Raw genomic sequence first — 20,864 nt, forward strand, 5'->3', positions numbered from 1 at the left:
CGACGAGCCGCGATCAGGAGACGAACCATGACATCACCGCGCAAACCACGCATTCGCAAACTGCGCCGCAGAACGCAATAGGCAGGCTCATACCGAGCTGCAGTCCTCATCCGACGTATTCACGTGAAGTTCCGCATGCCGTGACATCGGGCGCCTTTCGACATTCGAAGGTGGCTCGCGCACGCACGCGGCCAACAAGGAGACGATGATGTTCCGTCGAGCCACGACGCGCGTTCTACTATTGCTATGCGCGATGTATTTCATCACCTATATCGACCGGGTCAATGTCAGCACGGCGGCGGCCCAGTTTGGCGCGGAGCTTGGCCTCTCGCACACGCAAGTCGGTTTCGTGTTTTCCGCCTTTGCGTATCCGTATCTCGTGTTTCAGATCATCGGCGGATGGGTCGGCGACCGGTTCGGACCGCGGCGAACGCTCACGATATGCGCGATCATCTGGGCGGGCGCCACCGTCCTCTCCGGTCTCGCGGGCGGCTTCGTGTCGCTGATCGTGGCTCGCGTGCTGCTCGGCCTCGGTGAGGGCGCGACCTTTCCGACCGCGACGCGCGCAATGTCGAACTGGATGCCCGCCGATCAGCGTGGTTTTGCACAAGGCATTACGCATGCAGCATCACGCATCGGCAATGCAGTGGCGCCGCCGCTCATCGTCTGGCTGATGGTCGCGACGAGCTGGCGCGGCGCGTTCATCATCACCGGCGTCATCAGTTTCCTTTGGGCGCTCGCATGGGTCTTCTATTTCCGCGATAACCCACGCGATCATCCGCGCATCACGGAAACAGAATGCGCGACGCTCGCGACGTATTCGGGTGTGAAGCAACGCACGCCTGTGCCGTGGCGCACGCTGCTCGGCCGCATGGCGCCCGTCACGGCCGTGTATTTCTGCTATGGCTGGGTCCTGTGGCTCTTTCTCGGCTGGCTTCCGCAATACTTTCTGCACAGCTATCACATGCAGCTCGGCAAATCGGCGCTGTTCGCCTCGGGCGTGTTCTTCGCTGGCGTACTCGGCGACTGGCTCGGCGGCTCGCTCACCGATCGCATCCTGAGAAAGAGCGGCAACGTGCGGCTTGCGCGCAACGTGATGGTCGGCGTGTGCATGCTGCTGACGCTGCTCTCGCTCGCGCCGATCATGCTGATCTCCAATATCTCCATCACGCTCGCGGCGGTGTGCCTCTCGGCCGGCTTCTTCTTCAACGAAATGACGATCGGCCCGATGTGGTCCGTGCCCATGGATATCGCGCCCAAGCATTCGGGCACCGCGGCCGGCATCATGAATTCCGGTTCGGCGCTTGCGGCGATCATCAGCCCGGTCGTGGGCGGCTGGCTGATCGACCGCACAGGCAACTGGAACCTGCCGTTCACCGTGTCGATGATCCTGATGGCGGCCGGCATCGTCCTTTCGTTCATGATGCGCCCGGACCGTGCTCTGGAAGTCGAGGAGGAAAAGAGCGACGCGGCAGACACCCGCAAGTTCGTCTGACTCTGCGCACGCGGCGGTTCGGTGCATTTTGCATGCATTGAACCGCATCGAATAAAGCATTCAGCATGCAGCATTCAATTCTTGGAGGCGACGTGGCGGAACCATCCATCCTGATCGAGCGTGACGGCGATATCGCGACAGTCGTGATCGACCGGCCCGAGAAGCTCAACGCAATGACCAAGCACTTGTGGCGCTTGCTCGGAGAGACCATCGAGACGCTTTCCGGCGACGACACGCTGCGCTGCATCGTGCTGCGCGGCGCGGGCGAGAAAGCGTTCTCGCCGGGCAACGACATCGCGGAGTTCCGCACGGATCGCTCGAACGTCGAACAGGCGCGTACGTACGGCGCGATCATGCATCGCACTTTGCATGCATTACGCGAGTGCCGGCATCCTATCGTCGCGATGATTCATGGCATCTGCGTCGGCGGCGGTCTCGAGATCGCGGCGATGTCCGATCTGCGCATTTGCGGCGAATCGAGCCGCTTCGGCGTCCCCATCAAGAATCTCGGCCTCGTGATGGCGCATGCGGAAATGGAAGGGCTCGTGCGTCTTGCGGGGCCTGCCGTCGCGCTCGAGATTCTTCTCGAAGGACGCATCTTCGATGCAAAGGAAGCGCTTGCAAAAGGACTCGTCACGCGTGTCGTCGCGGATGGGGAAGTGACGGCGCACGCGTATGAAACCGCGCGGCGCATCGCGGACGGCGCACCGCTCGTCGCGCGCTGGCACAAGCAGTTCGTGCGCCGCGTGATGGAGCCTCAGCCGCTTACCGACGAAGAGCGCGATGAAGGCTTCGCATGCTTCGGCACTGAGGATTTTCGCATCGGCTATCAGGCCTTCCTCGACAAGATCAAACCGCAATTCAAGGGACGTTGACATGGCAGACACGAAATCGACAGTAGCGCCCGGCGCGGGACCGCTTGCGGGGATGCGCGTGATCGAACTCGCGCACATCATGTCGGGGCCCATCTGCGGGATGATGCTCGCGGACATGGGTGCCGATGTCATCAAAGTGGAGAAGATCCCCGGCGGCGACGATTGCCGTCGTTTCGCACCCATTCTTGCGAGCGGCGAATCCGCGTCGTTCATGATCGTGAACCGCAACAAGCGCGGCATCGCCCTCAATCTCAAGACCGAGGGCGGCAAGGAAGTGCTGAGGAAGATGCTCGCGAGCGCGGACGTCGTGACGGAGAACTATCGGCGCGGCACGATGGAAAAGCTCGGCATGGGCTACGAAACGCTGAAGGCCGTGAATCCGGGACTCATCTACTGCGCGATATCGGGCTATGGGCGCAGCGGGCCGATGGCCGACAAGGGCGGCTTCGATCTCATCGCGCAAGGGCTGAGCGGTTTGATGAGCATGACGGGCGAGCCGGGGCAGGCGCCGATCAAGGCGGGCTCGCCCGTCACCGACATCAACGCGGGCATCCTCGCGGCGCTCGGCATCAGTGCGGCTTATGCGCGCAAGCAGGCGACCGGTCTCGGGCAGATGGTCGATACGTCGCTCTTCGAAGCCGGCCTGCAGCAGATGTACTGGGCCTTCGCCAACTACTTCGCCGATGGCACCGTCCTGCCTAAAGCCGGCTCGGCCAACCCCACGAGCGCGCCGTATCAGGCGTTTCGCACGCGGGACGGCTGGGTGAACATCGGCGCGGCGAATCAGAGCAACTACGAGCGTCTCGTCGGCGTGTTGAATATTCCGGGACTCGCTGAGGACGAGCGCTTCCAGACCAACGCGGGACGTCTGAAGCATCGCGAGGCGCTCGTCGATATCCTGACGGCGCGTCTCATCGAACGCACGACCGACGAGTGGCTCGTTTCCTTCGATGCCATCGGATTGCCGAGCGGCGCGGTGTTGGGCGTGCCGGAAGCGTCGTCGCACGAGCAGGCCATGGCGCGCGGGATGATCGTCGAAACGGAGCATCCGCTTGCCGGCCCGATGCGCGGCATCGGGTTGCCGATTCACTTCTCCGAAGGCTGCACGAAGGCTTCGCGTCCCGCGCCGCTGCTCGGTCAGCACACCGGCGAAGTGCTCGACGAATACGGTTTCGACGAGGCGCGCATTCAGGCGCTCAAGGACGAAGGCGCGATTCTGGAAACGGAGGTTCCCGCGTGAAAGCGACGGGCGAGCGAATGGTTTTATGCATTCATCATGCAGTATGCAGCGCTATGATCGATGTCTGATCCAACTTCATCGACACCCTCTGCCATGACGCTCGCACCTCCTCCCGCCGCTCGCGCGGGCGATTCGCTCGCTTCGGTCGCCACGCCTTCCCTGATGATCGATCTCGATGCCTTCGACGCCAATCTCGCGGCGATGTCGGCGTTCGCCGCGCGTCATGGCGTCGCGTTGCGTCCGCATGCGAAGGCGCACAAGTGCAGCGAGATCGCGAAGCGTCAGGTCGGCGCGGGTGCGGTCGGCGTGTGTTGTCAGAAGCTGTCGGAGGCGTATCCGTTCGCGGCGGCGGGCATCGCGAGCATTCATGTCAGCAATGAGTTCGTCGGCGCGGACAAACTCGCGATGGCCGTCGAACTCGCATCGCATGTGCATCTTTCGGTATGCGTGGATGCGTTGCCGCAAGTTCAGGCCCTCGGCGACGCAGCGGCACGCGCGGGCGTCACGATCGACGTGCTGCCGGAAGTCGATGCAGGTCAGCATCGCTGCGGCGTGACGAGCGAAGATGCGCTGCTCGCGCTCGTCGACGGCATCGCAGCGCAGAGCGCGCTGCGCTTCGCAGGATTGCAGGCGTATCACGGCGGCATCCAACACGTCGCGGATTGGATTGCACGCAAGGCCGAAGCAAGCCGCGCCGCCGATATCGCCGCGCGCTACGTCCGCGCGCTCGATGTTCGCGGCGTGCGTTGCGGCATCGTGACGGGCGGCGGCACAGGCACTGTCGAGTTCGATGCTGCGAGTGGCGTCTTCACCGAATTGCAGCCGGGCTCGTATCTGTTCATGGACGGCGACTATGGCGGCATCGGTTGGGGCGGCGAATTGCGCTGGCGTCACAGTCTCTTCGTGCTGTCGACGGTCATGAGCGCCACGCGCCCCGGCATGGCCGTATGCGATGTCGGCCTGAAAGGGCTCGCGGTCGATTCGGGCTTGCCGCGCAGCGTGAACTGGCTCGGTGCGGGCGCCAAGCCCACGTTCAGTTATATCTCCGCGAACGATGAGCACGGCATGCTGCAAGCGCAACGTGATCCTGAAGGCGATTTCGCTGATCTCGTCGGCAAGCGTGTGCTGTTGCCGCCGGGTCATTGCGATCCGACCGTGAATCTCTACGATGAATACGTCTGCTATCGAGGCGAACGCGTGACCGACATATGGCCGATCGACGCGCGCGGTCTTTCGCGCTAAGCCCGTGACTCCTTCGGCGGATAGATCGTGGCGATCAGCGCATCGACGTCGGCAACGATCAGGCCGATCACGAACTGCGCCACTTCCTGCGCGCCGTGCGTCGCTTCCTGTTGCTCGAGCATGGCCTTGAGTTCGTTCACGGCGGAACGTGCGCGCGCCAGCTTCTCATCGTCCTGACGATTCGCTGCAAGCACGCTCGCGAGCGTCTCGAACAAAGCCTGCAATTCGCGACCGGCCGCGCCGAGCCGAGCCGCGCAAGTATCGCGATCGAGGCGCGATACAGCTTTCGCGAGAAAGAGCGCATCGCTATGGAGACGCCGCAGAAACGGTGCGGCCTTGTCGATGGCATCCGAGCGGCGGTTTTGCACGAGCACGATGATGTGTTCGCGTTCGGCTTCCTTCAACGCATCGTCGAAGGCTTTTTGCGCGTCGGTGCTTTGCGTTTCGAGGCGCGTCGCGCGAGCATCATCCCGCTCGCCCGAAAGATGGAGCGCGATCAACTGGCCGAGGCTCTTCAACGTATCGGCGACGCTGCGATGCGCGGCCGTAAGCGCACGATTGGGCCAGAGCGCCGACACGAAGGACGAAGCGGCGCCGATCAGAATCTCCAGCACGCGATGCATCGGCCGCTCGAAAGGCGATCCCGGTCCCGCCGGAATCAGCACGACGATCACGAGCGTCACGCACGCAAGCCTGAACGCAGGCCGCTTCGCGCTCAACGCGGCAAGCGGCACGAGCGCGACCGAAAACACCGCGAGCGGCGGCGCGCCGCGGTTCATCGCGACAATGCCGAGCACGCCCGCGATCGCGCCGATGAATGCGCCGATGATCTGGTCGCGAGCAATATCGACCGCCTGCGAGAGGCTCGGTTGCGTCACGATGACGAGCGTCGTGATAAGTGCCCAGTAACCTTCGGGCAGTGCGGCCAGTCGTGCGGCGGCATAGCTGATCGCGCAACTCATCAGTGTGCGAAGAAGGCGTCTTGCTTCGGGTGCGCCGAAGAAGGCGCGCACCTGAACTCGAGTACGAGTGATCGAAGTCATGCGGTCTCGGTCGTTGACGAAACGGGACAAGCGAAGGAGACGCGAAGCATGCGCGCCCGTGCTGCATTATGCCAATGTGCACGGTGCGAAAAAATGAAGCTGTTCAGGAAGGGAAAGACAAGGCGGCACATATGCCCGATGTTTCCGGGGCACATGTGCCGCCCTCGTGTCGCGACGTAAGCATCGGCACGGCTTCCACCAGCGTCGCTATATGAGCCTGAGTGGCCGGTGCTGGCATGGCGACCTTATCGGGCCGGCCCGGCGTTGAGCGGGAGTTTCGACGCGCGGGCACTGTCGGCTGTCATCTTTGCACCGCCGGGCTTGTAGCCGTTCGACATCAGCAGGTAGGCCATGATGTCGGCATAGTCCTGGTCCTTCATCTTGCCTGGACGGTCCGCGGGCATGTTGGTGGCCATGTAGGTGAAGATGCCGCCCACGGTGAGATGCGAATTCGACGGCGGTGCGAACGACGGACCTTGCAACGCGGGCGCTGTGATGCCTTGCAACTGTGCCCCATGGCACTTCGCGCACGAGCTCGAATAAAGCGCCTTGCCGTGCGTCGTTTGCGCTTGTTCGAACGTCGGCGGCTCGACGGTTCCCTCATTCGCGACCTTGATGAAGCGGCCGGCGCGCGCGCCATTCATGTCGGCGAGCATGATGCCCGAGTGCTTCGACGGTGCTGCAGAAGACGATGCAGTTTGCACGGGAAACGTCCACTGTTTCGTGAGCGCCTGAAGGCGGCCTTCGTCGATCATCGATTTGAGCGCATCGTCGATGCGCGGACGCAACGCAGCGCTCCTGTCGCCGAATGCGAATGCCAGATGCCAGTCCGCGTAGGGCGAATTCGCGGCTGCGACGGTGAAGCTCTGTTGCGGATGCGCAATGCGATAAGCCACGACAGCGGGATACCACACGATCGCACGATAAGCGCGTCCGTTCGCGACTGCATCGACCGTCGATGCCGACGTGTTCTCCAGATCGAGCGTCACGTCGCGCTGCAGCACGGCGATCAGTTGTGCGGGGCTTGCATAGGTCGCGGCGACCGTGCGCTTTGCGGCATCGTTCAGGACCACGTCAGGCGCTTCGATGCTGACATAGCCCGCACGCAGATAGCCGCGCGAGAATTGCATCTTGCCACCCGATGCATCGGCGACGGTGGAACGGGGAAAGCCAGCGATCACATCGCAATCGCGCGCGAGCGTCTTGTCGAGTTCGTGAAGCGACACGCCGTCGTCGTCGCCTTCGCCGATACCGTGCGATACGAACGTTGCTGCGATGTTGGCACGGGCGAAGACCGCTTGCGCGACGCTGCGGTCGAGCGCGGCCGAAGGACTGCCGGGAAACGTGCAGATCTTCACGGCCGCGTCGGAAGCCGATGGTGCGAGCGCGATGCATGCGGCCAGCATGCCTGCTGCGCGAATGGAGTTGAGCGAATGATTCATGTCGAAGCGTCCGGTGATGTCGGTGAGCACCGCAAGCGCGCGGCGATGCGCGCTCGCGGTTCGATCAGCATGGGTCAGGCGCGATTGAGCGCGAACACATAGAGCGTGCCGCCGCGCGGCACCTTGTCCGCGGCCTTCGCCATCGGTCCGCCCCAGATCGGATTGGCGCCACCGTATCCCGCGAGAATGGCAACGTATTCCTTGCCGTCGATCTCGTACACCGAAGGCTGGGCGATGATGCCGCTCGCGAGTTTGGGGCTTTGCCACAAGACCTTGCCGGTCTTTTCATCGAACGCGTAGAGATGGCCGTCGAGCGAGCCGCTGAATGCGAGGCCGCCCGCCGTCGTCGCGACGCCGCCGTTCCAAGGCAGCTTGGTCCAGTGGCTCCAGATCTTCTTGCCGGTGTCGACATCGATCGCCTGCAGTTCGCCGTAGCCCTTGCTGTTCGGTTCCGGCTTGATCTCGAAGCCTTCGCCGAGATAGGGCAGGCCTTCCATGTAGTTCACCGATTTGCCGGACAGGGACATGCACGCATGCAGCGCCGGCACGAAGGCTATATGTTTCTGCGGATCGTATGAAACGGACCACCAGTTCTTGCCTCCGAGGAAGCTCGGACACGTTTCGATGGTCGTGCCGGTCTTCGGATACTTGGCGGGATCCTGAATCGGCTTGCCATCGTCCGTATAGCCTGTGACCGATGTCGCGGTGACGAAGGGCCGCGCATAGATTAGCTTGCCGTTGCTGCGATCGATCGCATGGAAAAAGCCATTGCGGTCTGCGTGAATGATGGCGTCGTAGTCCTTGCCCTGATACTTGATGTTCGCGAGTACCGGCGTATTGACGCCGTCATAGTCCCACGTGTCATTCGTCGTGTATTGATAGTGCCACTTGAGATCGCCCGTCTTCGGATCGAGCGCGAGCAACGAGTCGGAATAGAGGTTGTCGCCAGGACGAAGATCGGCGAGCCACGGTCCCGGATTTCCGACGCCCCAATAAAGCGTCTTGCTCGCCGCATCATAGGTGCCGGTGAGCCACGCGGGGGCGCCGCCATGCTCCTGCATGCCATCGGGCCATGTGTTGCCGCCGGGCTCCTTCGCGCCGGGCACCGTATAGCGTTTCCACAGCACCTTGCCGTCGTTGGGATCGAGTGCTGCGATGAAGCCGCGCGCGCCATACTCGCCGCCCGAGCTGCCGACGACGAGCGCGCCATCGAGTGCGAGCGGTGCGAGCGAGAACGCATATCCGACGCCCGGATCGAACATCGCCTTCTTCCACACGAGCGAGCCCGTTTGCGCATCGAGCGCGGCCACTTCGCCGTTCAACATCGCGACATAAACGTTCTTGCCGTATAACGCGACTCCGCGATTGACCACATCGCAACATGCGGTCTTGAACGATTTCGCATCGAGATTCGGCTCGTATTTCCAGAGTTGTTTGCCCGTTGCGGCATCGAATGCATAGACGTTGTCCTTGGGCGTCGTCACGAAGAGAAAGCGACCGTTGACGATGGGCGTGGCCTCGAAGCCTTGCTGCAAGTCCTTTGGAAACTTGTAGCTCCACACCTGCTTCAGGTTCTTCACGTTGCTCGTATCGATCTGCTTGAGCGGCGAATGCCCATGACCGTTATACGTGCGGTAATACGTGAGCCAGCCGGGGTCGTCTTGCGCGTTCGCGAGGCGTTCATAGCTGACGTCCGGGTACTGCGCCGGTGTGCCTTCCGCCGCGATGGCAAGATGCTGCGCCACGCTGAACGCAGCGACGGCACCTGCTGCAAGGGCCGCGACGCGCAGGGCCGGACTGAAGCGAATGTTCATCGTTGTCTCCTGGATATTGTCGATGCAACGTCTTATTGAAACTCGATAGCGATGCGAAGCAGTTGCGACGTCATCAAGGCAAGTCATGTGCCATCGACGACCGATACGCGCAATCGCCTTGCTGTACGCGGTTGTCGCGTCCAAAGCGCTCAATGCGGGCGCATTGAGGCGTTATTGAAGAGGTGTTGCATCGTGGAGCAGTGGGACGTTTGACGTGTTGCCCGATGTGACAACGCGAGCTCAGTGAGCCAACCTAGTCGACGTGCTGCATCGACGAAGCGATAGACATCCGCGGCGAGACCTGCGATGCCGAAGCGCGTCTCCAGTTCGCCGATGATCTCGTCGAGCGCGCGCGTGCCATCGCAGCGTGCGAGTATCTCGCCCGCGCTGCGGTTCAGTTCGACGCTGCCGTGCCGATGAACGATCTCGCACGTTTGCATGTCCGCATGCCAATGCAGCTTGAATGACGCACGCAGGCGCGGGCGCGTGCATGCGTCCGCATGCGCGGTCGTAGAGTTCATGTGGGACGGAAAGGGAAGGGTGCAGGCCCGGGGCAGATTCGCCCCAGGCTTGCCGTCATCGAAGGATCAACGTGTAGCGATGTACATCGTGATCTCGAAGCCGAAGCGCAGGTCGGTGAAGGCGGGTGTCGTCCATTGCATGTTCATCTCCTTGATGATGTTCGAGTTGGATCGCGAGCCGTTTCGCGACCGGACCTCGAAATGCAAGGTCCATGCCTTCGATCATCGACAGTGCACGTGCACGCTCTTTGCCTTTCAATTCGATTTCGATGACGCGCAATGGATGTGACGATGTTGTTCCGCTTCGCAACAAGGGTGTACCGAAGTGAAACACTGCACTGAACAACTCATTGCTCCATCGATGAACATGCGGGCATCTTTCGATAGATGGTGTTGCGCGATATGCCCAAGGCGCGCGCGGCGGCGGAGACATTGCCACGATGTTGCGCGAGCGCCGCCGCGATGACGGATGCCGTGACTTCCTGCAGGCGTCCCGAAGCGAGCGCCGATGGAGCGCATGCTTCGGACACGCGATGCACGTTGGCGCGAGGTTCATCGAAGAAGTCTTCCGGTAGATGTTGCCGGCGAATGCAGCCGTCGTCGTCGACCATCGCTGCAGCAGTGCGTAGCAGGTTGCACAGTTGCCTGAAGTTGCCGGGCCACGCATAGCGCTCGAAGAGCGCCATTACGTCATCGTCGATGGACAGGCGCATGCCGCTCCCATCATCGGCGCTTACGGCGTGGAGCATCTTCGTGATCACGGCTGCGAGATCGGTGCGTTCGCGCAATGGCGGTAGTTTGACGACGAGCCCGTTCAGACGGTAGTACAAGTCCTCACGGAAGCGACTCTGCTCGATCATCTCGCGCAGGTTACGGTGCGTCGCGCAGATGATGGCGACATCGACAGGAATCGACTTGCTGGAGCCGAGCGGATCGACGACGCGCTCTTGCAGCACGCGCAAGAGGCGCACTTGCAGCGGGTAGGGCATGTCGCCGATTTCATCGAGAAAGAGCGTGCCGCCATTGGCCTGTAGCAGCTTGCCCGCCGCGCCCTTGCGCCGTGCGCCCGTGAACGCGCCTTCCTCATAACCGAAGAGTTCCGATTCGATCAGGTTCTCCGGGATCGATGCGCAGTTCACCGCGACGAACGGCCCCGCGCGACGCGGCGAATCGCTGTGAATGGCTTGTGCGAGCAGTTCCTTGCCGGTGCCGGTTTCGCCGGTGATGAGTATCGGTATGTCCTTGCCGATGACCTTGCGTACCTTGCCGATGACCGCGGCCACTTTCGGGTCGCCCGTGTCGAGCGATGCGAGCTTCGACGATGAATCGATCGCAGCCGATGCGCGCGGCGCGGATCTCATCGGCACGGACGTGGACGGAGTTTCGACGAAAGGCGCGCGGTTGAGGCGCACGCGGGCGCATACGACTGCGCCATTGTTGAGATCGAGCGACATGTGCGGCGCGCGGCTCGCTTGCGAACGATCGATCAGTTGCGCGCTCGTCAGTCCGAAGAGCGACGACAGCGTATGTGCGCGCAGCGCCGAGAGCGGCAAGCCGAACTGAAACTGCGCGCTGCGATTGGCGGAGAGAAAACGTCCATCGCAGGTGAAGGCCATAATCCCTTCCATCAGCGTGCCGAGAAACTCGGGGCGGCTGTGAAATGCGATCTGCAACATGCCCTGAAAAGTGCTGGAAAACAGGTGGTTTTCGATCATCTGGACGGACATGCGCGCGAGGGCCATCGTGTGTCGATGGTAGCTGCGATGATCGCCGGTGACGTCGAGCACGCCGATCAGATCGCCGTACGGATCGAGAATCGGCACGCTGGAGCAGGTCAGAAAGCGATTGGCCGCAAGATAGTGTTGATCGCCGTGCACGACCGTCGGCGAGCGTTCTGCGATGGCCGTGCCGATGGCGTTGGTCCCTTGCCGTTCCTCGGCCCAGTTCGCCCCCGCCCTGAGCGCGACCTTTTCTGCGCGTGCGAGGAAGTCGTCATCGCCTGTGGAGTGGAGGATGAGCCCTTGTGCGTCGGTCAGTACGATCATGCTTTGCGTGTTGACGATCTGTTCACGCAGCGTTTCCATCACCGGCGTCGCGTGCGCGCATAGCACGCGGTTCTGCTCGAGCTTGAGGAGCAACTCGCCTTCGGTAAGCACGTCGTAGTCGGGTCGTGTCGAGGCGTTCAGACCGAATGTCTCGGAGCGTTCGTGCGCCTTGCGTATCGCGGGAATCAGCCAGGCGCTCTGTCGTTCATCGTGGGCAGCCGCGATCTCGTGGATGTTGTCTTGCATCGTCTCCTCCGTTGTGCAAGTGCCGGTCATGTCGCCGGATATTTGAGCGGGGAGAAAAGCAAGTCCTGCGCCAATAAGCGCCGTCGACGGCTGTCGTGGGCTAATCGAAAGGATGCGGGATGTCATCGTGACGCCGACAGCTCCGCGGACGTTGTGTTGGGCTGCGGATGACTCGACGCGCTGACGGAGCAGGTGTGTCTGCACCCTGCGAGCGCGCCGCGCAAGGCGCTGCGGGCATTCGAGCGTTGCGCCCGCGCGTTGGCATATCCAATGCAAAAGACCAGGCGAGCGCCGACACACGCTCGATTCGACTCAAACGAACGCTTGCTCACGCACCGTAAGGAGAAACACCATGACGAACCTGAAGCTCGACGATCTGCAACATAGTCAGGAGCTTTCCGCTTCCGAGATGAAGCGCATCATCGGCGGAGACAAAAAGGAGCCAGCCGGCAGACCCATCCATATCGACGCTCAGAGCGGCGTGCTGACGTTCAAGGACGGCTCGAAGTGGACGATGGATCTTGACGGCAAGTTGCATCCGCTGTGATTCGCGCACATCGATGCTGCTTGCAGGAAGGCGGGACGAGCCTCGCGGCGCGGCCGGCCTTTTGTCTTTTGCCTTTTGCATTCAGAGTTTCCGAAGGCTTTTTGAGTTACGCGTTTTGCATGCGAAATCAAAGGCCGGTTCGACCCGCCGTCAGCACGAGGCGCAGGCCGAGCATCGCGATGACGCTCGCTGCGAAACGGTCGATCCACTTCCTCGCCCGCAGATACATCTCGCGCGGACGCTTGCTTGAGAAGCCAAGCGCGACGATGGTGTACCAGCCCGTCTCGATCACGAAGACCATAGGCGGCAATACGAAGTAGCACCACAGCGGAGGATGCTGCGGCAAGAGCGCCGCGAAAATGCTGCCGTACCAGATGGCTGTCTTGGGATTGCTCAGTTGCGTCGAGAGGCCAAGCCAAAAGGACTTTCGAGCGCGCCCGGTGAGCCGGGACGCGCCGTCCGTTGCCGGCATCTCCATCGGCTGCGCGGCGCCCCGCCAAATCTTCGACGCCACATAAATCAGATACAGGCCACCGGCGACCTTCAGCGCGAGATAGAGCCACTCGACGGCAACGAGCAGCGTGTACAGTCCCGCGAGGGCGACGCCGCCGAAGAAGATGCCGCCCACGCCCATGCCGAGCGCGGCCGCGAGGCCATCGGCGCGTGATATGCCGATGGCATTGCGCGCCACGATTACGAAGCTCGGGCCCGGAATCATCGCGCCCAGCAACAGTGAAAAGAGAATCGCGAGTACGGCGGTCGAAGCGGTCATCGGAATAACTCCTTCGGATGTGCAGTTTGAATGCGGCATGCAAAACGCCGGATTGCATTCACGACGCATGATACGTCCGACTTCACGTGCATCGCGTCAGGCGCCGCTGCCGGCGACGCTGTCTTCGTGGATGGCGCGATTGCGCCCGCTGCGTTTGGCGAGATAGAGCGCGGCGTCGGCATTGTTCAGCAACTTGAGCGCGTCGTCGTTATGGCGTGGCGAGGCCGTGGCAATGCCGATGCTGATCGTCAGCACGCTCCTTGGCGCCGCGCTGTGAGGAATGGCGAGTTGTTCCACGTTCTCGCGCAGACGCTCGGCAAATGTGAGCGCGCCGCTCGCCGCGGCGCCCGGCAAAACCACGACGAATTCTTCGCCGCCATAGCGCGCGACGATGTCGCCGGGGCGCTTCGCGGCATTTTGTATGCAGTCGGCCACGGCGATGAGCGCGTCGTCGCCCATCGCGTGACCGTAGGTGTCGTTATAGAGCTTGAAGTGGTCCACGTCGATGAACAGCGCGGACAGGGGCTGATCGACGCGGCGCGCTCGCCGCCATTCTTCGTCGAGCTGCCGGTCCAGCGCGCGGCGGTTGCATAGTCCGGTGAGCGCATCGGTACCCGCGAGCCGTTGCAGCTTCTCTTGCGCAATTGCTCGCGAGCGCAGTGAAATTGCGAGCAGCCATGAGATGACGATGAAGCCGCCTCCGAACGCCATCGTCAATCCGCCGATGACGAGGCTGCGTTCGCGCCACGCCGCGAGGACGTCATCCTCGGCGGGCGCGACCGCCGCGATCAATCGGGTGCCGGGTACGTGCTGGAATGTATAGAGCCGCCTGACGCCATCGAGCGGAGACCGTGAGATGTATGAGCCTGAAGCCGCGTCGCGCATCGCGGAGAAGGTCGGTGACTTCGCGACGTAGCCGTCGCTATCGCCTGGCAGCGCAGGCTTGCGCGCGATCATCACGCCATCCTGTTGCACGATGAACACCGCGCCCGAAGTGCCGAGCTTCACGCGCGACAGCAGGTCCTTGAAGTAGGAGACGTTCAAGGCGATCACGGCGACGCCCGCAAACGAGCCATCCGATGCATCGATGCGCCGGCTCAATGCGAGCGAAGCCGCGCCCTTGCGCAATCGCGACGCATAGGGTCCGGAAATGTAGAGACCGGCGTCGGGGTGCTCGGCGTGGACCTTGAAGTAGTCGCGATCGTTGAAGAGCAAGTCGGCATGATCGGAAGGATCGCGTTCGATGACGATGCGTCCCTCGCGATTCATCACGAATGCGCCGCCGACGGAGTTCATGCCGGTGGCGCCATCGAATAGAACAAGCTTGCGCAGATCAGGCGGAAGCCCCATTACGGCAGGGTTTCTAACGCCATTGACGATGGTGCGCAGCGACAGGTCGCTCGATTCGATATTGCGCGCGATATCGGCGCTCAAGGTGGCGACGAGATTGGCCGCAGCCTGATGCGCGTTTTGCAGCGCTTGCGCGCGTCCCTGCCACAGCGCGGCAAACGACAACACGGCCATACAAATGGCGATGGCGGTGCCGATAAGACCAGCGAGCGCCGGAAAGTGCGAAAACACTTCGGCGAAACGGATTGCGGCGGTGCTGTTGCGTCGCATCAACCGGCGACTGACCATGCGTCCGGTCTTACGAACGGCTTTTAATCTGGCGGGCATTCAGGTTCTCCGCGCGGCGCGATTTCCGCACATCCGGGCACGACATGATGTGCGGCGCGACTGCGCTATGCGTCGAAAAACTCCGTATCTTATGGATTGGTTTGCATCTTATGCGCTATGTGGTGAACAGCGCCGCGCGTATTTGCACCCCGATTGTAGTCGCTCAGGCTCAATCCTTTCTGCACGGCCATGCTCGAATCACCCGCCGCGCCCGCCCATGCGCTTGCGAATCTCCGAGTCGAGAATGAGCCGCCCGCGCAGCTTGCCCTTCATGCGCTTCACATAGCGCGGCGCCTCGGTCATGTGAATCACCATCAGTTCTCGAACCTTGTCCGCGTCCCGCGCGCGCGCCGCTTCGGTGATCGCCTTGTGAATCTTCACGTTCGCGCGGCCGAAGCGTTCATGTTCGGCTTGCGGCGTGTCGTTCCTGAACTCGATGAGTTGCCGGATCATTTCGTTGATCAACTCGCAGGTGAAGCGCAAAAACGGATTGGGATTCGCAGCGGCCAGAATATCGTGGAAGTTCACGTCTTCCTGTCGTTGCCGGACGATGTCGCGATTCGCGTGCGCCGAGGCCGGCTCGTCGCAACAAGCGATGTTCGCTTCCAGCGCGTTGAAGTCATCGTCGGTGAGATGCGGCACTGCGCCTGCCGCGAGCTCCGGTTCGAGCAACTGACGCACCGTATAGATATCGTCGATGGTCACGTCCTTGAAGAACAGATAGTTCTGCAAGAGTTGCAAGGTGCGATCGAGCGGCACCTCGACGATCGTGCCGCCACCCGAAGGTCCCGTCGTCACTTTGATCAGCCCTTGCACTTCCAGCGATTTGAGCGCCTCGCGCGTCGTGCTCTTGCTGACGGAAAAGAGCTGCTGCAATTCCACTTCACGCGGCAGCTTGTCGCCGGGCTTCAGGTTCTTTTCCGTGATCAGCCGCTTGATTTCTTCGGCGACGAGATCCGCGCGCTTGGGCTGTTTGATCGGCTGCTGCGCGATTTCGATTGCCGCCCCGGTGCGTTTTGCACGCTCCATCACCATGTCGATGCTCCCTGTCTTTGTCTGCTTTATACGCGCGCGTGTCGCGAATTCGCAGACTGGAATATTGCCTTATTGACACCCGAATTTATTGTTCCTAGCATCAGGTTCATTCTATTTATCATGATAAATAGAATGAACCGAGCCGAGGCTTGAACCTACCACGAAAAAAAGCGGGGCGGCTGCGCGGGTCATCTTCTCAAGGAGCGTCAATTTTGAATCGCCGAAACATGTTGAAGCTGGCCGCGCTGTCGGCCATTCCAGGATCGTTCGAAGCGCTCGTCGCAAGAAGCGCCTTTGCGCAGGGCTCGCCGATCCAGTTCGCATGCCCTGTGCCGATGTCCGGTCCGTTCGCGGCCAATGGCAAGTACGCCGATCTCGGCATGAAGCTGGCTATCGAACAATACGGCAAGGTGCTGGGTCAACCGCTCGCCTATGCGACGCTCGACACCGAGGGAAAACCCGCAACGGCCGTGCGCCGCGTGCAGGAAATCGCGCAGCAGAAGAACGCACGTTATTTCGCGGGCGGCATTCTTTCGTCGGAAGCACTCGCGATGGGCAAGGAAGCGGAGAAGGCCGGCGGCATCTTCATCACGACTGCGGGCGCCGACGAACTCACCGGCAAGGATTGCAACAGCGCGACGTTTCGCTGGTCGGTGCCCACTTTCGGCGCGATCGAGCAAACGGTGCGGCCGCTCATTCAGTCGATGCCCAATGCAAAGCGCTGGTACACGATCACGCCGCAATACGTGTTCGGAGACGGGCTTTTATCGGCGGCGCAGAACATCTTCAAAGAGAAGGGTATCGAGCATGTGGGCAACAGCTATCACTCGCTCAATGAAAAAGAGTTCAGCGGTTATTTGACGAATGCTGTCGCGGCGAAGCCCGATGTTCTTCTTATCCTCAACTTCGGCTCGCAATCATCGGACACGTTGCGTCAGGCCGTGAGCTTTGGCATGAAGAACAACTGCACGATCCTGATGGCATGGGCGTCGGGGCTGGAGCAATTCGAAGCACTCGGACCGGAAATCTGCGAGGGCGTCTATTTCGGCGCGCAATACTGGCATGCGGTCGATACGCCGCTCAATCAGGACCTCGTCAAGCGTGTGAATGCGGCTTATAAATCGAACCCTAACTATAGCCTCGCGGGTTCGTACATCTGCACGAAGATTTTGCTCGACGGCATCGTAAAAGCGGGCACCGCCGACCCGAAAAAAGTCGTCGCTGCGCTGCAAGGCATGAAGTACGCGGGCCTGACCGGGCCGGAGGAAATTCGCGCGGGCGATCATCAGGTGTTGAAGAACTACTATCTTCTCAAAGGCAAGCCCAAGAGCAAGATGAAGGATAAAGACGATTACGCCGACATCGTGAGTTCGGGCCAGTCGTTCCTGCCGCTCGACAAGACGCAATGCAAGCTTGCGTGATCGCCTGATCTTGTGACGCGCGTTGTTTTCATGCGAATGCGGGCGAGTTCTGCATTCGCGTTGCCACTCTTCTGATGCAAGGCCATGAACGTTTATCTGTTGCAGGTCGTGAACGGCATCGGCGTGGGCATGCTGTATTTTCTGCTCGCGGTCGGGTTGTCGATCGTGTTCGGGTTGCTGCGCTTCGTGAACTTCGCGCACGGCGCTTTCTATCTGCTGGGCGCGTACTTCTGTTATCAGGCGATGCAGTGGTCGATGAACTTCTGGAGTGCGCTCGTCGTCGTGCCCATCGTCGTCGGCGTGATCGCATGGATCGTCGAGAAAGTCGTGCTGCGCCACGTCTATGCACAGCAACACGAGTTTCATATTCTCGCGACAGTCGGCCTTGCGCTCGTGATTCAGGAGTGCGCGATCATCGCGTGGGGACCGCTCGGCGATAACGTCCCGGTGCCGGACGTTCTCAACGGCGTTGTGATGTGGGGCAGCTTCATCTACCCGAAGTACCGTCTCTTCGTCATCGCGTTCACGGCGGTGCTGGCGGGCATTCTATGGTGGGTGCTCGAAGGCACGCGGCTCGGCAGCGCTGTGCGAGCGGGCAGCGAATCGAGCGAGATGGTATCGCTGCTCGGCATCAACGTGACGCGCATCTTCAGTCTTGTATTCGCGCTCGGTGCGGGAACAGCGGCACTCGCGGGCGTGCTTGCCGCGCCGATACGCGGCGTCGATCCGTTCATGGGGATCGAAGCACTGGGCGTCGCATTCGTCGTCGTGGTCGTGGGCGGCATGGGCAATTTTCTGGGTGCGCTCGTCGGCGGACTGCTCGTCGGCATCGTGCAGAGCGTGATGAGTACGGTGTGGCCGGAAGGCGCGCGTCTCATGATCTATGTGGCGATGGCCGCGGTGCTGCTGCTGCGTCCGAACGGATTACTCGGGAGGACCGCGTGAATTCCAAACTGGATTCGAAGACACTGGACATGAGCGCGCCACCGCGATCCTTCAGGCAGTCGCTTCATCGCTATCGCTTTCTGCTGCTCGCGGCCATCGTCGTCTGCGTTCTTCCGCTGACGATCCGCTCCGGATCGCTCGCAACCGAAGTGCTCGTCTATGCGCTCGCCGCGCTCGGCTGTAATCTGCTGCTCGGGCATACGGGCCTGCTGTCGTTCGGACAAGGCATATTCTTTGGTCTAGGAAGCTATGCCGCGGGTCTGATCCTCACGAAGTCAGGGCTTCAGATTCCCGCGGCATTGCTCGGCGCCATCATCGCGGGTGCGCTCGCCGCGGCTCTCGTCGGATGGTTCTCCATTCGTCAGCGCGGCGCGTACTTCGTGATGCTCACGCTCGCATTCGGACAGATGTTCTATTTCCTTGCCTATACGACACCCGATCTCACCGGCGGCGACAACGGCTTGCTCGATATTCCGCGGCCCGCGTTGTCATTCTTCGGGCAGCCACTCGTTTCGCTCGTGTCGCCGTGGCAGTACTACGCGTTCGTCGCCGTATTGTTCTTGATCGCATTCTGGTTCATGTTGCGCGTGTCGCATTCGGTCTTCGGCCGCACGCTGCTCGCAATCCGCGATAACGAGGCGCGCGCCGCTGCCGTAGGTTATGACGTAAAGCGTTTCAAGCTGGCCGCGTTCGTCGTATCGGGTGCGGTCACTGGCCTGGCCGGGGCATTGCACGCGATGATGACGGGCATCGCGCCGTTATCGAACATCGACTACCACACGAGCGAGATGATTCTCGTGATGACCGTTATCGGCGGTACGGGCAATCTCTTTTCTTCCGTACTGGGCGCAGCGTTCTATGTGCTATTCGCCGACTGGCTTTCAACGCTATGGCCGCGCTGGCTGCTGTTGCTCGGGCTCGTGCTGATCGCGGTAAGTCTCTTCATGCAGCGCGGTTTGTGGGGTCTGGGTGAACGCATCTGGCGCGCGATGAAGCGCGATCGAGGAGAGCCGGCATGAGCGCGTCGATACTGGAAGCAAAGGGCGTCGTGAAGCGCTATGGCAAGTTCGCCGCGCTAACCGATGTCAATCTGCGCATCGCAAGGAACACGGTGCATTCCGTGATCGGACCGAACGGTGCGGGCAAGACCACACTGTTTCATGTGTTGACCGGGACCGTGCCGATCACCGCGGGCAATATCGTGTTCGATGGTCACGACGTGACAAAGGAACCCGATCATCGTCGCGTGAAGCGTGGCATCGCACGATCGTTTCAGGTGACGAGCCTCTTCACGAATCTGTCGGTGCGTGAGAATCTGCGGCTCGCCGCGCAAGGCGTGGACTCGAAGCGCGCACTCAACGCATGGACGCCGCCGCGCGGCGCGCTGGAACATCGCGATACGGTCGATGGCATTCTCGAACGTCTCGCGCTGCAACGCCTGGCGTCGACGCAGGCGAGCGCGTTATCGCATGGCCAGCAGCGGCGTCTCGAAGTGGGCATGGCGCTCGCCGCCCGGCCCAAGGCGATCTTTCTCGACGAGCCGACCTCGGGTATGGGCATCGACGATCTCGACGACATGAAGCATCTGATCCGCAGTCTGCGCGATGACTACACGGTCGTGCTGATCGAGCACAACATGGATATCGTGATGGACATCTCCGACATCATCACGGTGATGCAGCAAGGCCGCGTGCTTGTCGAAGGCAAGCCCGCCGATATCCGCGGGGACGAACGTGTGCGCAGCGCCTATCTCGGCAACATGATCACCGGAGGACGCGCATGATGCTCGATGTCGATAACATTCACGGCTATTACGGCAAGAGCCATATTCTTCAAGGCGTCTCGCTCACGATGGGCGAAGGCGAAACCGTCACGCTGCTCGGCCGTAACGGCGCGGGAAAATCGACCACGCTGAAAAGCATCGCCGGCGTCGTGGCGCCGCAGCGCGGCAGCGTGAAGTTCAAGGGCGTCGAGCTCGCGAAGATGCCGCCGCACAAGATCGCTGCGCGCGGCGTGTGCTTCGTGCCGGAACATCGCGGTATCTTCAAGCTCTTGTCCGTCGAAGAGAATCTGCGGCTCGGCGCGCGCAAAGGTTCTCCATGGCAACTCGCGGATATCTATCGCATCTTTCCGCGTCTCAAGGAGCGCCGGACGAACGGCGGTGGCCAACTCTCGGGCGGCGAGCAGCAGATGCTCGCGATCGGCCGCGCATTGATGAATCATCCGCGCTTGCTGATGCTCGATGAACCGGTGGAAGGACTCGCGCCTGTGATCGTCGAGGAAATCGTCGCGCAACTGAAGCTGATTCGCCAAGCGGGCGTGACGATTCTGCTCGTCGAACAGAATCTGGAAGTCTGCACGCAACTCGCCGACCGCCATTACATCATTGAGCAAGGGCGCATCGTGTACGAAGGAACGAACGATGCGTTCATCGCCGATGAATCGATCAAGGATCGCTATCTCGGCGTGGGCGTCGTCTGAACCTCATATCTGCATCACTCAGC

18 protein-coding genes and 1 pseudogene are annotated in these 20,864 nt (G+C 61.5%); 10 read left to right on the forward strand and 9 right to left on the reverse strand.

All coding sequences use genetic code 11. From position 1 onward, the window contains the following. Positions 1 to 205: 205 nt before the first annotated feature. The 4 genes from NCS00_RS21135 (at position 206) to NCS00_RS21150 (ending at position 4,852) form a co-directional block, all read left to right on the forward strand. Entirely contained in the window at positions 206 to 1,495 is a 1,290-nt protein-coding gene (locus NCS00_RS21135; protein WP_250440899.1) for an MFS transporter, read from the forward strand. Positions 1,496 to 1,560: 65 nt separating this feature from the next. Next, positions 1,561 to 2,370, forward strand: coding sequence for an enoyl-CoA hydratase/isomerase family protein (locus NCS00_RS21140; protein ID WP_284504127.1), 810 nt, complete (start codon positions 1,561 to 1,563; stop codon positions 2,368 to 2,370). Between the two features lies 1 nt (position 2,371). After that, entirely contained in the window at positions 2,372 to 3,610 is a 1,239-nt protein-coding gene (locus NCS00_RS21145; protein ID WP_175980680.1) for a CaiB/BaiF CoA transferase family protein, read from the forward strand. A 93-nt stretch (positions 3,611 to 3,703) separates the two neighbouring features. Continuing rightward, positions 3,704 to 4,852, forward strand: a complete 1,149-nt coding sequence (locus tag NCS00_RS21150; protein ID WP_250440900.1) for a DSD1 family PLP-dependent enzyme — start codon at positions 3,704 to 3,706, stop codon at positions 4,850 to 4,852. Here NCS00_RS21150 and NCS00_RS21155 read toward each other — a convergent pair. From NCS00_RS21155 to NCS00_RS21180, 6 genes and pseudogenes are all read right to left on the reverse strand, one after another. After that, on the reverse strand, positions 4,849 to 5,895 hold the full coding sequence (locus tag NCS00_RS21155; protein WP_250440901.1) for an FUSC family protein: 1,047 nt from the start codon (positions 5,893 to 5,895) through the stop codon (positions 4,849 to 4,851). The two genes, NCS00_RS21150 and NCS00_RS21155, sit on opposite strands and share 4 nt — an antisense overlap. A gap of 245 nt (positions 5,896 to 6,140) precedes the next feature. After that, entirely contained in the window at positions 6,141 to 7,337 is a 1,197-nt protein-coding gene (locus NCS00_RS21160; protein WP_250440902.1) for a c-type cytochrome, read from the reverse strand. Positions 7,338 to 7,411: 74 nt separating this feature from the next. Next, on the reverse strand, positions 7,412 to 9,151 hold the full coding sequence (locus tag NCS00_RS21165; RefSeq protein WP_250436434.1) for a methanol/ethanol family PQQ-dependent dehydrogenase: 1,740 nt from the start codon (positions 9,149 to 9,151) through the stop codon (positions 7,412 to 7,414). Between the two features lie 245 nt (positions 9,152 to 9,396). Continuing rightward, positions 9,397 to 9,672 (reverse strand): annotated as a pseudogene (gene pqqD / locus NCS00_RS21170) (pyrroloquinoline quinone biosynthesis peptide chaperone PqqD); the annotation flags it as partial. A 66-nt stretch (positions 9,673 to 9,738) separates the two neighbouring features. After that, on the reverse strand, positions 9,739 to 9,813 hold the full coding sequence (gene pqqA, locus NCS00_RS33520; RefSeq protein ID WP_008347847.1) for a pyrroloquinoline quinone precursor peptide PqqA: 75 nt from the start codon (positions 9,811 to 9,813) through the stop codon (positions 9,739 to 9,741). A gap of 206 nt (positions 9,814 to 10,019) precedes the next feature. Continuing rightward, the gene (locus NCS00_RS21180; protein ID WP_250440903.1) at positions 10,020 to 11,963 is read right to left on the reverse strand and encodes a sigma-54-dependent Fis family transcriptional regulator; all 1,944 of its coding nucleotides are present in this window, start codon (positions 11,961 to 11,963) and stop codon (positions 10,020 to 10,022) included. A gap of 352 nt (positions 11,964 to 12,315) precedes the next feature. On the opposite strand from NCS00_RS21180, the gene NCS00_RS21185 reads away from it, so the two are divergent. Continuing rightward, positions 12,316 to 12,510: a hypothetical protein gene (locus tag NCS00_RS21185; RefSeq protein ID WP_008347853.1), complete on the forward strand. Its 195-nt coding sequence runs from the start codon at positions 12,316 to 12,318 to the stop codon at positions 12,508 to 12,510. Positions 12,511 to 12,637: 127 nt separating this feature from the next. On the opposite strand, the gene NCS00_RS21190 is transcribed toward NCS00_RS21185, so the two are convergent. The 3 genes from NCS00_RS21190 to NCS00_RS21200 form a co-directional block, all read right to left on the reverse strand. Continuing rightward, on the reverse strand, positions 12,638 to 13,282 hold the full coding sequence (locus NCS00_RS21190; RefSeq protein WP_250440904.1) for a LysE family translocator: 645 nt from the start codon (positions 13,280 to 13,282) through the stop codon (positions 12,638 to 12,640). A 96-nt stretch (positions 13,283 to 13,378) separates the two neighbouring features. Then, the gene (locus NCS00_RS21195; protein ID WP_250440905.1) at positions 13,379 to 14,902 is read right to left on the reverse strand and encodes a sensor domain-containing diguanylate cyclase; all 1,524 of its coding nucleotides are present in this window, start codon (positions 14,900 to 14,902) and stop codon (positions 13,379 to 13,381) included. 255 nt (positions 14,903 to 15,157) lie between these two features. Then, positions 15,158 to 15,994 carry a FadR/GntR family transcriptional regulator gene (locus NCS00_RS21200; RefSeq protein WP_008347857.1) on the reverse strand — a complete coding sequence of 279 codons (837 nt, stop codon included), beginning with the start codon at positions 15,992 to 15,994 and terminating at the stop codon, positions 15,158 to 15,160. 212 nt (positions 15,995 to 16,206) lie between these two features. On the opposite strand from NCS00_RS21200, the gene NCS00_RS21205 reads away from it, so the two are divergent. From NCS00_RS21205 to NCS00_RS21225, 5 genes are all read left to right on the forward strand, one after another. Beyond that, positions 16,207 to 17,415 (forward strand): ABC transporter substrate-binding protein, encoded by a 1,209-nt coding sequence (locus tag NCS00_RS21205; protein ID WP_250440906.1) that lies wholly within the window; start codon positions 16,207 to 16,209, stop codon positions 17,413 to 17,415. A gap of 84 nt (positions 17,416 to 17,499) precedes the next feature. Beyond that, entirely contained in the window at positions 17,500 to 18,360 is an 861-nt protein-coding gene (locus NCS00_RS21210) for a branched-chain amino acid ABC transporter permease (RefSeq protein ID WP_250440907.1), read from the forward strand. 29 nt (positions 18,361 to 18,389) lie between these two features. Beyond that, positions 18,390 to 19,379, forward strand: a complete 990-nt coding sequence (locus tag NCS00_RS21215; RefSeq protein ID WP_250441073.1) for a branched-chain amino acid ABC transporter permease — start codon at positions 18,390 to 18,392, stop codon at positions 19,377 to 19,379. Next, positions 19,376 to 20,143, forward strand: coding sequence for an ABC transporter ATP-binding protein (locus tag NCS00_RS21220; protein ID WP_250440908.1), 768 nt, complete (start codon positions 19,376 to 19,378; stop codon positions 20,141 to 20,143). The genes NCS00_RS21215 and NCS00_RS21220 overlap by 4 nt, the downstream gene beginning before the upstream one ends. Then, positions 20,140 to 20,841 carry an ABC transporter ATP-binding protein gene (locus tag NCS00_RS21225; RefSeq protein ID WP_250440909.1) on the forward strand — a complete coding sequence of 234 codons (702 nt, stop codon included), beginning with the start codon at positions 20,140 to 20,142 and terminating at the stop codon, positions 20,839 to 20,841. The genes NCS00_RS21220 and NCS00_RS21225 overlap by 4 nt, the downstream gene beginning before the upstream one ends. The last annotated feature ends 23 nt before the right edge of the window (positions 20,842 to 20,864 follow it).

It is taken from the genome of Caballeronia sp. AZ1_KS37, from assembly GCF_023631165.1.
Taxonomy (GTDB): Bacteria; Pseudomonadota; Gammaproteobacteria; order Burkholderiales; family Burkholderiaceae; genus Caballeronia; species Caballeronia zhejiangensis.

Coding starts and splice junctions, on each gene's coding strand:
- NCS00_RS21150 (WP_250440900.1), top strand. CDS start 3,704: ATGACGCTCGCACCTCCTCCCGCCGCTCGCGCGGGCGATTCGCTCGCT.
- NCS00_RS21220 (WP_250440908.1), top strand. CDS start 19,376: ATGAGCGCGTCGATACTGGAAGCAAAGGGCGTCGTGAAGCGCTATGGC.
- NCS00_RS21195 (WP_250440905.1), bottom strand. CDS start 14,902: ATGCGACGCAACAGCACCGCCGCAATCCGTTTCGCCGAAGTGTTTTCG.
- NCS00_RS21140 (WP_284504127.1), top strand. CDS start 1,561: ATGCAGCATTCAATTCTTGGAGGCGACGTGGCGGAACCATCCATCCTG.
- NCS00_RS21210 (WP_250440907.1), top strand. CDS start 17,500: ATGAACGTTTATCTGTTGCAGGTCGTGAACGGCATCGGCGTGGGCATG.
- NCS00_RS21185 (WP_008347853.1), top strand. CDS start 12,316: ATGACGAACCTGAAGCTCGACGATCTGCAACATAGTCAGGAGCTTTCC.
- NCS00_RS21160 (WP_250440902.1), bottom strand. CDS start 7,337: ATGAATCATTCGCTCAACTCCATTCGCGCAGCAGGCATGCTGGCCGCA.
- NCS00_RS21145 (WP_175980680.1), top strand. CDS start 2,372: ATGGCAGACACGAAATCGACAGTAGCGCCCGGCGCGGGACCGCTTGCG.
- NCS00_RS21190 (WP_250440904.1), bottom strand. CDS start 13,282: ATGACCGCTTCGACCGCCGTACTCGCGATTCTCTTTTCACTGTTGCTG.
- NCS00_RS21215 (WP_250441073.1), top strand. CDS start 18,390: ATGAGCGCGCCACCGCGATCCTTCAGGCAGTCGCTTCATCGCTATCGC.
- NCS00_RS21135 (WP_250440899.1), top strand. CDS start 206: ATGATGTTCCGTCGAGCCACGACGCGCGTTCTACTATTGCTATGCGCG.
- NCS00_RS21155 (WP_250440901.1), bottom strand. CDS start 5,895: ATGACTTCGATCACTCGTACTCGAGTTCAGGTGCGCGCCTTCTTCGGC.
- NCS00_RS21165 (WP_250436434.1), bottom strand. CDS start 9,151: ATGAACATTCGCTTCAGTCCGGCCCTGCGCGTCGCGGCCCTTGCAGCA.
- NCS00_RS21200 (WP_008347857.1), bottom strand. CDS start 15,994: ATGGTGATGGAGCGTGCAAAACGCACCGGGGCGGCAATCGAAATCGCG.
- NCS00_RS21225 (WP_250440909.1), top strand. CDS start 20,140: ATGATGCTCGATGTCGATAACATTCACGGCTATTACGGCAAGAGCCAT.
- NCS00_RS21180 (WP_250440903.1), bottom strand. CDS start 11,963: ATGCAAGACAACATCCACGAGATCGCGGCTGCCCACGATGAACGACAG.